This is a genomic window from Microbacterium sp. NPDC012755, from assembly GCF_042901325.1.
Classification (GTDB): Bacteria; Actinomycetota; Actinomycetes; order Actinomycetales; family Microbacteriaceae; genus Microbacterium; species Microbacterium natoriense.
Map to the genome: position 1 here is coordinate 2058051 of NZ_JBIBCT010000001.1, position 12814 is coordinate 2070864.

Genomic DNA, 12814 nt, shown 5'->3' on the forward strand with positions numbered 1-12814 from the left:
ACCGATGCCGATCTTTGGCACGGACGGCGTGCGAGGACTTGCCAATGGCATCCTCACCGCCGATCTGGCGCTCACCCTGGCCCAGGCGACTGCTGTCGTCCTGGGCCAGGGCCGTACTGCGGAGGCTCGCAAAGCCGAAGGCAAGCGACTCACCGCAGTTGTGGCACGCGACCCCCGGGTCTCCGGCCACTTCCTCACCGCGGCGGTCGCCGCGGGGCTCGCATCCTCCGGGGTCGACGTGCTCGAGGCCGGGGTCATCCCGACTCCGGCGCTCGCATTCCTCGTCGCCGACAGGGATGCCGACTTCGGTGTCATGATCTCGGCGTCGCACAACCCCGCTCCTGACAACGGGATCAAGATCTTCGCCCGAGGCGGGGTCAAGCTCCCCGACGTCGTGGAGGAGCGCATCGAGACCGCGATGGCCGACGAGAAGCTCCGTCCGACGGGCGCGGGCGTCGGACGCATCATCCGGTTCGCGGATGCCGAGGACCGCTACGTGGTGCACCTGCTCGGTTCGCTGCCGCATCAGCTCGACGGCATCCACGTGGTGCTCGACTGCGCGCACGGTGCTGCTGCGGGGGTCTCACCCGAGACGTTCCGAGACGCGGGCGCGAACGTGACCGTCATCGGGGCCGACCCCGACGGTCTGAACATCAACGACGGCGTGGGCTCGACCCACCTCGACAACCTCGCCGAGGCCGTCGTCCGGCTGGGCGCCGACATCGGCATCGCCCACGACGGCGACGCCGATCGCTGCCTCGCGGTCGACGCCCAGGGCAACGTCATCGACGGCGATCAGATCATGGCGATCCTCGCGGTGTCGATGAAGGAGCGCGGGCACCTCACCGACGACACCCTCGTCGCGACCGTGATGAGCAACCTCGGTCTGCACGTCGCCATGCGCGAGCAGGGGATCACCGTGCGGCAGACCGCCGTCGGAGACCGCTACGTGCTCGAGGACATGAACGAGGGCGGATACGCGCTCGGCGGCGAGCAGTCGGGCCACGTGATCATGAGCGAGTTCGCCACCACCGGAGACGGCCTGCTGACCGGTCTGCACCTGGTGAGCGAGATGGCGCGGCAGAAGAAGTCGATCGCCGAGCTCGCGAGCGTCATGAAGGTCTACCCTCAGGTGCTCATCAACGTGCGGGGCGTCGACAAGGACGCCCTGGAGGGCGACGAGGTCGTGCAGGCGGCGGTTCGCGAGGTGGAGGCCGAACTCGGCGACACCGGGCGCGTCCTGCTGCGCAAGTCCGGCACGGAGCCGCTGGTGCGGGTCATGGTCGAGGCGGCGGATGCCGAATCGGTGCAGACCTACGCCGAGCGCCTCGCCGACGTCGTACGCGAGCGTCTCGCGCTCTGAACATCATGAGAGGAAGCGGACGGATGCCGGAAGGCCTCCGTCCGCTTCGTTGTATCCGAGGCGGTGCGGAGGGGATATGAGCGGAACGGCGCTGGTCATCGGAGGCGGCGGGTCCACGGGCAACGCCTGGGCTCTCGGCGTCCTCGCCGGCCTCGCGGACGGCGGGCTCGACATCACGGACGCCGATGTGGTCGTCGGCACATCGGCGGGGTCGACGACGGCCGTCCAGGCGCTGTCGGGCGCTGTGGGAGAGCTGTACGCGGCATCGCTGGTTCCGATCCCGCAGGGCGCCGGGCCCGACCGGACCAGGGCGGCAGCCGAGGGCATGGCGAGGACGGCCGACATCATCGCCGCCTCCGCCGACATCGAGGATCTGCGCCGCAGGCTCGGTGAGGCCGCTTTGGCGATGGACCAGGACGGGTCGCGCTCCACGCGGTGGCGCGAGATGGTCGCGAGGAGGCTCCCGCGCCAGGACTGGCCTGATCGGGAGCTGCGCATCACCGCTGTCGACGCGCGCACGGGCGAGCCGGTGGTGTTCACGCGGGAGAGCGGTGTCGAGCTGGCGGATGCCGTCGCGGCGAGCTGCTCGAGCGGGTTCGCGTACGCGATCGGCGAGGAGCGCTATCTGGACGGCGGCTATCGTCGCAATGAGAACGCCGATCTGGCAGCCGGGTGCGAGCGCGTCCTCGTGCTCTCACCGTTCGGCGGGCGGTCGCGTCATCCGATCGAGTGGGGAAGCGACCTCGTCACTCAGGTCGAGGAGCTGCGCTCCACGGGGAGTCGCGTCGAGGTGATCGTCCCCGGTGAGGGCGCCGTGCATCTGTTCGGAGCATCGGCGATGGACCTGACCCTGCGCCCGGAAGCGGCGCTGCTCGGCCACTCCCAGGGGTTCGAGCTCGCAGGCGGGCTCTCGGACTTCTGGCGCTGACGAGAAGAGGGGGTCCGGTCTCTCGACCGGACCCCCTCTTCTCGTCAGATCAGGCTGCTTCGTGCTTGCGGTTGCGGCGGACCGTCGCCGCGACGGCGAGGCCGCCGCCGGCCAGGACGAGCGCGCCTCCGCCGATCCAGATGGGCAGGAGCGCGGAGCTGTCGGCTCCGGTGGCGGCGAGGCCGTCATCGCCGGTCCCCGTGCCCGCGCCCGCGTCCGTGGTGACGTACGCGGCGATGCCGGTCGGGTTGGATTCCGAGGTCGCCAGCACCGAGTAGCGGCCGGAGGCGTTGGAGGGGAGCTTTATGCTGACCGCTCCGAGGCCGCCGTTGCTGCTGGCGGTCACGGTGCCGAGAGCCTTGGTCTCGATCGCGAACTTCACGAAGCCGAGCGAGGCGCCCAGGGCGTTCTCTCCGGTGAGGCTGATGGTGACGCTCTCGCCGGGGGCGAAGATCTCCGCGGGGGCGGAGAAGGTGAACGTGCCGCCGGGTGCGACGGTCGCCGCACTGACGGTTCCGGTGGACGGAGGGGTGTACGACGTTGCGCCGGCGAAGGCCGGGGTGAGGAGCAGTGCGCCGGCGACGAGAGCGGTCGTGGCGGCTGCCTTGATGAAACTGCGCTTCATGGCGGGGCCTCTCTGGGGGAGTGGGGCAAGAACTCGGAGGGCTGTGAGGGTTCCGAGCGTTAAGCGAGGCGGGGAGCCGCGATGGTCTCCCACCAGAAGCCCCCCTCCTAAATATCACTATCCCGGAATATCGCAACCCTGTGCAATGGCAGAGGACTCCTCCTGGCCATTCGTCGGAGTCGTCTGGCCAATGGTCTGAGGCGCCTGGCCGATCGTCGGGGTCGCTCGCGTGAGGAGCACGGGCGTGTGCGGAGTCCGCACGCGCACCGTCAAGGTCGCGGTCTGTCCCGGAGCGAGCTGAACGGTCCACATCAACACGTCACGGCCGGCATCCACCCCGCTCCCGATGCCGGGGGTGACCGCGTCTCCCGATGCATCCGTCGAGAGCAGGGTCGAGTCCTGGGGCAGGTACACGTAGACGGCGGTCTTCACCTGACCGGGCGGGACGCCGTGGCTGCCGCCGCCTGTGACGTAGCTCGGGAGGTCGGCGGCATCGGCGGGCGCGGTGTTGCGGATCGTCACGGTGGTCTGCGCCTGATCCGCCCCGCACCACCACGTCGTCTGCGTCTCGAGCGTCTGGTGGACGTCCATCTTCGCCGAGGTCGCATCGTTGACGTAGACCCCGAACGCGGTCGTCGTCGCGTCGGTCTCGGGCAAGGCGCCCTGCAGTGTCGTGGCGTCGAGGATCGCTTGCTCCGCAGGGTCGTGGTTCCACACCAGCACCCGATGCTCGGCCCCGGCGCGGGCCAGTGCCTCGAGGAGACCCGCGGGTGACCCCGCCCCCGAGGCGAGGGCATCGAAGACTGCACCGGCGGATGCGGCGAAGAACGCGTCCTGCTCCCGGGGTTCCCGGTAGCGCTCGTACACCCCGCTGAGCAGCAGGTCGACCGCGTTCTCACCGGTGAGCGCGTCGCCGGTCGGAAGCGTCACGGGGCCGGTCGCCGCGAGCAGGTACGACAGCGCGACGGGATCGAGTGCGATGACCCCGTCGACCTCGACGCCGGTCTGCCGCAGCCACATCTCCCGTGCGACAGGGGCGCCGCGGGTGAAGTCGGGGATCTGCGTGACGTTCTGCACGAAGCGCCCCGGCTGAGTGCCGAAGAGCTGCGTCTCCTCCTCGCTGAGCGGGAGCACGGGCTCTGCGTAGATCGGGAAATCGGACGAGGAGCTCTGGGCGACGAGAGTCAGGCGCCCGCTGTCGACGTGCAGCTGCAGCATCGCTCCGGCGATCCCGCCGAGGGAGCGCCACTCCGCGTTGTTCTGCAGGACGACCAGGTAGTCGCGCGGGCCGTCGACGCCGAGCATCGACGGTGCGAGAGCCGAGGCCCGACGCAGGGCGTCGACGCCCTCGTGGGCGCCGGTGACGAGATCGGAGACCTGTGCCACGGCCGCGCGGACGGGGGAGATCAGGGGGGCGGGATCGATGTCGCCGATCGTCTCGCGTGCAGCGGCCAGCGCGTCCGCACTCGTCGCCGCGGCGGGCGCGATCTCCGTGAAGGGCGCGAGGTCGATCACTCCCTCCTTCGGGCGGATGCTGTCGAGCGAGGACGTCGCCGCGATGTGCGAGAGCGGGGTCAGGGCGTACGACGCGATGTCGTCGAGGGCTGCGGACACCGTCGACACGGCGGCCAGCTGCGGCCCGATCCAGGGCACGTGCTCGCCGGCCTTCCAGATCACGTCGCCCGTGAGGGCGCGTGCGGCAGAGGTGTCGTCGGCGATGCGTCGGATGAGGGCGGGTGCCGCCGAGGGATCCGCCAGCACGGAGGGGGCCTCGGCCGCCGCCTCGCTCGCGCTCTCCAGGTGCTGGTAGGCGAGGGAACCGCGGATGCCGATCCACACCGCGCACACGGCGGCGGCGAGCAGGATGCCGCCGAACACCCAGGCGGAGATGCGCCCGGCCCGGCGTCGACGACGGGAGGTGCGGGGCGCGGAGGTCACAGGGACACGATAGTCGTATTGGTATATCGGATGCCTCGGCACCGCGTAGTCTCGCAGGGTGAGTGACCTCGGCATCGAAGGAGCGGGTGTGGACGATGGGGAATCGCAGGGACGGGAGCGGCTCCTCTTCGTCGCGCCGTGGGTGCCGTCTCGGCAGCGCCCGCGCAGCCTCGGCATCCTGAAGGCCCTCGTCGAGGACTACGACGTCACCGCGCTCCTCCTCGTCTGGTCGGACCAGGACTCCGCAGACGCGCGCGAGCTGATCGCCCTCCTCCCCGAGCGCACCGACGTCCGCGTCGTGCGTCTCGGCAGGATCGGCGGGCTCGCCCGCGCTGTATGCGCCGTGTTCTCGCGGCGGCCTCTGCAGCAGGCGTTCACCGGAGCGCGGAAAGCCGACGCCGCGATCAGACGCGCCATCGCCGACACCGCGCCCGACATCGTCTTCTTCAACGTCATCCGCTCGGCGAACTTCCTGCCGCTGGCGCGGGGGATGCGCGTCGTCGACCTCGACGAGTTCCGGAGCGACTACTACCGCCAGCTGCTCGCCACCGGCCGCAATCCGCTGTGGCGTGTCATCGCGAGGATCGAGGCCGGCCGGCTGAGCCGCGCGGAGGAGCAGGTCGTCGACGAAGCCGACGCGGTTCTCGTCTCGTCTCCCGCTGAACTGCGTCCGGACGGGGTCGTCCGCCTCGTGCGCTCGCCGCACGCTCTCGACCTCTCGCCGGGCGGCGGCGCGGCGGTGACGTTGGCTCCGTCATCGGCGCTGTTCGTCGGACGGCTGTCGTACCGGGCGAATCGCGAGGCGCTCGCGTGGTACGTCCAGCACGTGGTCCCCGAGCTGCGCAGGCGCGGCGCGGCGGGAACGCTGTACATCGTCGGGCGCGGCGCCGGCCCCGATGTCCGTGCGCTCGTCACCGACGGGGTCGAGCTGATCGGCGCGGTCGACGAGGTGGCGCCCTACTACGCCGCCGCGGACGTGTGCATCGTCCCGATCCAGATGGCCACGGGCGTGCAGATGAAGCTGATCGAGGCGGCCGTGCTGGGCAGGGCGATCGTGACGACGAGGATCTCGGCGGAACGCGCCGGCCTGGTCGACGGCATCCACTGCCTCGTCGCGGAGTCGCCGACGGAATGGGCGGATGCCGTGCAGCGCCTGCACGGATCTCCGCAGCTGCGAGCGGAGCTAGGCGTGCGCGCGCAGGCGTGGGCGGCGGACGCGTACGACAGCCGCGCCATCGGAGAGAGCCTGCGCGTCGCGCTCGCCGACGGGAGGGCGCGACGTGACCTGGCCCCACATGAATCCGAAGCAGAACATCCCCAGCGACAGCACTGACGTCGCGAGCATCCCCCAGCCCGTGTAGGCGATCATCACCATCGGCAGGGCGCTGGCGACGATCGCGCGGGCGGCGTCCCCGCTCGCCGACACCATGTTGCGTCGCCTCCACGCGGCGACGGTCATGACGACGATCGGTGCGAAGAGCAGGACGAAGCCGACGATGCCGAGCTCGGCGAGGGCGAGCACGAACGAGTTGTGGACGGGGATGAACGAGCCCGTCAGTGGGGCGTTCTCGATCGTGTAGCGGTTCGGGCCCGTGCCCGTCCAGAAGAACGTCGACACGATGCGGGCCGCGTACGAGAGGATCTCGCCGCGGACGCCACCCGTGGGGTCCTCCTCGAACCGGGTGATGATCACACCGGACGCGGCGAGACCGGCGACGCCGAGGCCCAGGATCACCGAGAGCTTGCGGGAGAGGTGCAGGGACGGCTGCAGCAGGACCCAGCCGGTCACGAGGGCCGCGGCCGCGGCGAGGTTCGCCCGGCCCTGGGCGAGCACCAACGGGACGAAGGCGACGCCGATCGTGATCCAGATGAGCCGGGCGCGGTCCTTCGCGGAGTTCAGCAGACTCAGCAGCAGCGCGATCGAGATGACCAGGATCTTCCCGAGGTTGTTGGGGTGGTTCGACAGCCCGTTCACGCGGGAGCCGAGGATCTCCTGGTCGGCGGCGGCCACGGCGTTGATGTTCAGACCCAGCGCCTGCAGCACGGCGACTCCGGAGTGCGCGAGCACCACGATGACGATCAGGACGATCAGGCCGCGGCGCAGCCTCGAGTCCGGGTCGGAGCGGGCCGCGCGCATCCCGATCCCCCAGGCGAGGACGGCGATGCAGAGCTGCACGACGCCGGCGATGCCCGGCGGGTCCGAGGGCCAGATGAAGAGGGCGCCGATCGCGATCCAGAGCAGCAGCGGGACGAAGATCCCCACGAGAGGGGGTTTCGCGATGAAGGTGAGGAGCACGGCGCCGACCGCGATGACGAGGGTGAACGTGCGCAGGTCGGGGGAGGAACCGGCGATCCCCACGTGGAAGGCGCCGGAGTCGGAGATCAGCGACACCGGCACGAGGGCGAGGGAGAAGAAGGCGGCGTACGCCACGGTGGCGACGAGTCCGATCCTCGTCGTGACGATCGAGGCCGCCACGACCGCGCAGATCCCGAGGGCGACGACGGCCTCGATGGTCATGACGTGCTCCGCAACGGCGCCGCCGCCCTGTGCAGGCCCGCCACGAGCGCGGGGAGGGCCGCCCGTACGATCTCGGTCTGCGCGGCGACCTGATCGATCAGCGCGGCGGACGAGAGGTCTGCGACGACCGTGATGTCGGTGGGACGATGCCGCAGCCCGAACACCGACAGGTAGTCGTCGTACTTGAAGTCGGGTTCGGCGTGCCCGGCCACGTCGACCGCGACCACCGGCGTGCCCAGTGCATGAGCGAAGACGACCCCGTGGAGACTGTTCGTCGCGACGACCGGGGCGCTCCGGATGGCCTCCGCCACGGCGAGAGGGGTGGTGGTCGGCAGCTGCACGTCCCACCCGCGGGCGCGGATGCCGGAGAGATGAGCGCGACCGGCGCGCTCGGCGAGCATCGTGAAGTGGGGGATGAACAGCGGGGCGCTCTTCCTGATCGCAGGGCCGCCTCCGTAGACGTCGCCGACGACCAGGGCGGGATCGCCGAGGGTCTGCGTCGAGGGGAGGCCCAGGGCGTCGCGGGTCAGGGTGCCTCTGACGGCGAGGATGCGGTCGGTGGCCATCGGGAGCGGCCTGTGGTCGGGCTCGCGGAGTCCGCTTCCGAACACCGTCGCGTCGGGCTGCGCCTTCCACGCCCTGTTGAGGATCGACCCGACGCCCAGGACGTCCGCGGAGCCGATTCCGCTGCGTCTGATCGGGCGTCTGCTGAGCTCGCCGAGGGCCACGCGGCTGGCCTCGTCGCCGAAGTTGAGGGGAACGCCGCCCATCCTGACGGCGTGCGCCCATGCCGACCCGTGTCGCAGGAGCTCCCCGGCGGCTGTGCGAGGATTGCCGAGTGGCCGCCACCAGTGGAGTGCGAGGGTCAAGCTTCGTTCCTTCCGGGAAGGGCCTGCTATGGGCGAATCGGCGACCGTCGGTCCTGCGTGGCACAGGCTGCGCTTCGCGGCGATCCAGCTGGCCTCCGCGGGGGCGGGGATGGTCGCGTGGATGGTCCTTCCGCGCATCGCGAGCGGGATGGAACAGGAGCCCGCGATCGTGGCCTTCGCGCTGGGCCCCATCCTAGCGTTGCCCCTGACTATCGGTATACCGGTTACGCTCCCCAACGCGTTCCGCCGTGGGGCGGACGGGAGCCACCTGCGCCCAGGCGCGTGGGCGGTGCCTCTGCGGATCGTCTGCGGCATCCTCGCCGTCGCGCTCGGGGTCGGGATCGTGCTCTCCATCGTCGGCATCGCGGGCCTCCCCGTGGAGACCGGTGCGCTGACCGCGTCCTATGCGGCAGGGATGGGGACGTGGCTGATCGCGGCGCAGGTCGCCCGCATCAGGGAGTCGACTCTCCTGATGGCCGCTGGGGGCCTGCTCAACCCGATCCTGCCGCTGGCGTGGATGCTCTTCGCTGGACTCGGGCTTCCGCTCGACCTCGCCGCGACGGCGACCGTCGCCGTGATGACCGTGCTGTGCGCCGGGATCTGGTTCGGGATGCGAGGGCTGCTGTCCGCGCATCCGTCCGCGCCGGGGGGAGAGGCCGCGAGGACGCTCGCGATGGCGACTGTGCTGGTGCCGCATCTGGCCCTGTTCGCCGTGCTCATGCAAGGCATCCGGCTCTCGGCCATCGTCGCCGGCGCCCCCGCTCTGCTGGAGCAGGCTCATCTGGCCGCCCTCGGTGTCACGATGGTCAGCGTCCTCATCAACTCCGTCCACGCGCTGCTCTCGGTGCGGATGCAGACGACCGACGACCCCGCGCTGACCGCGGCTGTGCGGGCCTCCTCGATCGGCTACGGCGCCCTCGCGCTGGCGAGCACCGTGATCACTCTGATCTTCTATCTCGTGCTCCCGATGGTGTCGGGCGTCGCCGTGCCCCTCGCGGTCGCCGCGCCGCTGGGCCTCACCGTGCCGGCGCTCGCCGTGTACTACGCCTCGTCGGCCATCCAGCTCCGGACCGGCTCCGCGATCAGGCTGCTCACCGCGTCAGGCGGCTCTGTGGTGCTGTGGGCGCTTGCGACCGTCGTGATGCGACCGGACACCCTTCAGGGGCTGTCCTGGGTCTACGCGGTCGCTCCCGTGACGCTGGCCGCGGTCGCCGCCGTGCTGGGTTCCTTCAACCCCGACCCGGTCACCCGGGACGCCACCAGGCTGATGCTCCGCAGGATCGCGCTCCCGGTGGCCGCCTGCGTCGCCCTGCTCGCCGTCGCGGGCGTCGTGGTCGCGGTGACGGGCGTCTGACGGGGTCGATCGCTGCATGCTAGTGGGCGCTGTTCCCCGGCAGGATCACCGCTCTCAGCGTCTTGAGCAGGATGCCGATGTCGCCGAGGAGCGACCAGTTCTCCACGTAGTACAGGTCGAGGCGGACCGTCTCCTCCCACGTCGTGGTCGAGCGGCCGCTGACCTGCCAGAGGCCGGAGACGCCGGGTCTGGCGAGGAGCCGCCGCCGCGCGGCGTCGGAGTACAGGGCGACCTCGGCGGCCACCTGGGGGCGGGGGCCGACGAGGCTCATCGATCCTCCGAGCACGTTGAAGAACTGCGGCAGCTCGTCGAGCGAGTACTTGCGGATGAACCGTCCGACCGGTGTGATCCGCGGGTCGTCCTTCACCTTGAACAGCGGCGTCTCGCTCGTGCCCTGGGCATCGAGCAGGGCGCGGAGCTCGGCGTCGGCTCCCACGCGCATGGATCGGAACTTCAGCATCCTGAACGGGGTGCCCTTCAGTCCGATCCGCTCCTGGGCGAAGAGGAGGGGGCCGGGGCTCGTGGCCTTCACGGCGATCGCGACGCCGAGGAGGAGCGGCGAGGAGAGCGCGATGAGCGCGAGCGCGCCGATGATGTCCATGGTGCGCTTGACGATGCGCTGCCCCGAGCTGAACCGGGGGATCTCGACGTGGATGAGGGGGAGGCCGGCGACGGGGCGCGAGTGGATGCGCGGCCCCGCGATGTCGGTGATGCTCGGAGCGAGCACGAGGTGCTGTCGCCCGGCCTCCAGCGACCAGGAGATCTGCTTCAGCCGCGAGGGCGGCAGGTCGCCGGTGCTGGTGACCGCGACGGTGTCGGCGCCCGTGCGCACGAGGCCCAACTCGACGTCGTCGACGGAGCCGACGACGGGGACGTCCGTACCGGGGACGAGGTCTCCGACCCGCGCGCCGGGGATGCACGCCCCGACGACCGTGTAGCCGGCGTCGGACACGCGGCGGAGCTCGTTGGCGATCGCCGTCACCGACTCGCCGGATCCCACGAGGAGGACGCGTGCCGAGTAGCCTCCGGCGCGACGGTTGGACACCAGCCACTGGCGCCAGAGCCACCGGACGAGCGCGAGCGTGACGATGCCCGCGGGGAGACTGATCAGCAGGTAGCCGCGTGCGACCTCCGACTTGGTCAGGAAGGCGACGATCGCGATCATGCCGAAGACGCCGAGGCTGGCGCGCGCGACCCGGACGTACTCCGTCGTTCCGGTGCCGATCACGCGATGGCTGCGGGAGTCGGCGAGGCCGAGCGCGCAGGCCCAGGCGATGACGAGCCCCGCGGAGAAGAGCCAGTAGGAGATGTTGCCCACGCCCAGCAGGTTGTCGGTCGGCACCGAGGTGTTGCCGAATCCCAGCCAGGCGATCTGCGTGCCGTACACGACCCAGATGAGCGCGAGGAGATCGGTGATCCGGAGGTTGCGTGCGTAGCGCGCGCGCCAGTCGAAGCCGGCCCGCGTGCTGCCGGCTGCGGAACCGAGCGCTCTCCTGTCTGCGCCCGCCCCGGTGTCACTCTCTTCCTGCGTCTTCTTCGTCGCGTCGATGTCGTGTGTCGACGTCACTGTGACCTCGTAATATTCTGGTATTTCCCCCGCGTGAACAGTAGCAGAGCGAAGGATGCCGGAAGGTGCTCGAGGTCGCGGATTTCACGCGGATGTAACAAACCGCCCGGGGCTCGGGGCGCTGGCGGCTCAGCCGCGCTTGAGCAGGTCGTCGAACGCGTCGGCCGAGTCCGACTCCGTGGGCATCACAGCCTTGCCGGTCGAGCGCCTCTTCGCCGCCGAGGACGCCGACGAGGCGCCCGCCTTGTGGCCGTGACCGTACCCGTATCCATAGCCGTACCCGTACCCGTAGGTGTACGCGTCGGCGCCCTTCGTCGGGACCATCGTCAGGACCACTCCGGCGACCTTCGCGCCCACGGTCGCGAGGGCGTCGAGAGCCCCCTGGAGCTGATGCGTCGTCGTCCTGCCGACGGCGACCGCCATGATCGCCCCCGAGGTCACCCGGGACAGCACAGCGGCATCCGTCACCGGCAGCAGGGGAGGAGCGTCGCACAGCACGACGTCGAACTCCTCCGCCAGCGCGTCGAGGAGTTTCTGCATCCGGGCGGAGCCGAGTAGCTCGCTCGGGTTCGGCGGGATCTTGCCCGCGGGGAGCACGTACATCGAGCGATTGCCCCAGGGCAGCAGCACGTCCGACACCTTGGCGCGGCCGATCAGGACGTCGGTGAGGCCGGTGCCGCCCTCGATGCCCAGGTACTCGGCGACCTTCGGCTTGCGCAGGTCGGTGTCCACCAGAGCCACGCGCTTGCCGCTGTCGGCGAGCGCGATCGCCAGGTTGAGCGTCGTCGTGGACTTGCCCTCCGTCGGGATGCTGGAGGTGATGACGAACGTATGGCCGCCGTCCATCTCCAGGAACTGCAGGTTCGTGCGCAGCGAGCGGAACGCCTCGGAGCGCGGGTTGAGCGGATCGGCCTGGATGATGAGCGGCCGCTCCTTCGCCTTCGGGTCGAGCGGGATGGCGCCGATCAGCGGTCGATCGGTGAGCTCCTCCACGTCGCGGGGGGAGCGGACGCGGTTGTCCAGCACCGAGCGCAGCACGGCGATGCCGATGCCGATCGCGAGGCCGACGAGCAGGCCGAGGGCGAGGTTCAGCGGGATGTTGGGGCTGACGGGGGCGTACGCGGCGGCGGCATCCCGCACCCGGGTGAGCTTGATGGCGCTCTGGTCCTGGCCGGCGGGGGTGTCGATGCGCTCCACGGCCGCGGCGAGGCTCGCGCCGAGCGCGTTGGCGATGTCGGCCGCCATGACGGGATCGGGGTCCTGCACCGTGATCTGGATCAGCGTGCTGTTCAGCGGGCTCGACGACCTCACGTTCTCGGCCAGGTCGTCGGCCGAGGTGTCGAGGCCGAGCTGGGTGATCACGGGGTTCATCACGACGGGTTCGCGCACCAGGCTGACGTACGTCGTGATGCGGGACTGCGCGAAGGACGACCCCTGCTGCAGCTCGGTCACGGTGCTGCCCGCCTGCGACTGCACGAAGACCACGCTCTGCGACTCGTACATCGGCGTGCGGGTGAGGGAGTATCCGGCGGCGGCGGCGAGTCCGAGCAGCGTCGCGATCACGATCGCGAGCCAGCTCTTGCGCAGGATGCGGATGTAGTCGCTGAGCTCCATGTCGCCTCTCGTCGGTTCCCCTTGGCGGTTCATTGTCG

9 protein-coding genes and 1 pseudogene are annotated in these 12814 nt (G+C 70.5%); 4 read left to right on the plus strand and 6 right to left on the minus strand.

Annotated elements, in window-relative coordinates; all coding sequences use genetic code 11:
* The first annotated feature begins 4 nt into the window (after positions 1–4).
* Both glmM and ACFY5A_RS09560 read left to right on the plus strand, forming a co-directional pair.
* Positions 5–1363, plus strand: coding sequence for a phosphoglucosamine mutase (gene glmM / locus ACFY5A_RS09555; protein WP_387233477.1), 1359 nt, complete (start codon positions 5–7; stop codon positions 1361–1363).
* A 76-nt stretch (positions 1364–1439) separates the two neighbouring features.
* Positions 1440–2291 carry a patatin-like phospholipase family protein gene (locus ACFY5A_RS09560; protein WP_387233480.1) on the plus strand — a complete coding sequence of 284 codons (852 nt, stop codon included), beginning with the start codon at positions 1440–1442 and terminating at the stop codon, positions 2289–2291.
* A 49-nt stretch (positions 2292–2340) separates the two neighbouring features.
* Here ACFY5A_RS09560 and ACFY5A_RS09565 read toward each other — a convergent pair whose 3' ends face one another.
* Together ACFY5A_RS09565 and ACFY5A_RS09570 are read right to left on the minus strand one after the other, a co-directional pair.
* Positions 2341–2916 (minus strand): cell wall protein, encoded by a 576-nt coding sequence (locus ACFY5A_RS09565; protein ID WP_341940048.1) that lies wholly within the window; start codon positions 2914–2916, stop codon positions 2341–2343.
* 117 nt (positions 2917–3033) lie between these two features.
* A complete protein-coding gene (locus ACFY5A_RS09570; protein WP_387233483.1) occupies positions 3034–4854 on the minus strand; it encodes a DUF4012 domain-containing protein in 1821 nt (606 codons plus the stop codon).
* A 490-nt stretch (positions 4855–5344) separates the two neighbouring features.
* Between ACFY5A_RS09570 and ACFY5A_RS09575 the strand changes: the two are divergent.
* Positions 5345–6025: pseudogene (locus tag ACFY5A_RS09575) on the plus strand (glycosyltransferase family 4 protein); the annotation flags it as partial.
* Positions 6026–6037: 12 nt separating this feature from the next.
* Here the strand turns inward: ACFY5A_RS09575 and ACFY5A_RS09580 are convergent.
* Positions 6038–7372, minus strand: coding sequence for an O-antigen ligase family protein (locus ACFY5A_RS09580; RefSeq protein ID WP_341940046.1), 1335 nt, complete (start codon positions 7370–7372; stop codon positions 6038–6040).
* Positions 7369–8241, minus strand: a complete 873-nt coding sequence (locus ACFY5A_RS09585; RefSeq protein WP_387233486.1) for a polysaccharide pyruvyl transferase family protein — start codon at positions 8239–8241, stop codon at positions 7369–7371. The genes ACFY5A_RS09580 and ACFY5A_RS09585 overlap by 4 nt, the downstream gene beginning before the upstream one ends.
* 28 nt (positions 8242–8269) lie before the next feature.
* Here ACFY5A_RS09585 and ACFY5A_RS09590 point away from each other — a divergent pair, with 28 nt between their 5' ends.
* Positions 8270–9595, plus strand: coding sequence for a hypothetical protein (locus tag ACFY5A_RS09590; RefSeq protein WP_387233489.1), 1326 nt, complete (start codon positions 8270–8272; stop codon positions 9593–9595).
* A 19-nt stretch (positions 9596–9614) separates the two neighbouring features.
* Here ACFY5A_RS09590 and ACFY5A_RS09595 read toward each other — a convergent pair whose 3' ends face one another.
* Positions 9615–11162, minus strand: a complete 1548-nt coding sequence (locus tag ACFY5A_RS09595; protein WP_387233492.1) for a sugar transferase — start codon at positions 11160–11162, stop codon at positions 9615–9617.
* Between the two features lie 129 nt (positions 11163–11291).
* On the minus strand, positions 11292–12776 hold the full coding sequence (locus ACFY5A_RS09600) for a polysaccharide biosynthesis tyrosine autokinase (RefSeq protein ID WP_387233495.1): 1485 nt from the start codon (positions 12774–12776) through the stop codon (positions 11292–11294).
* Positions 12777–12814: the final 38 nt, after the last annotated feature.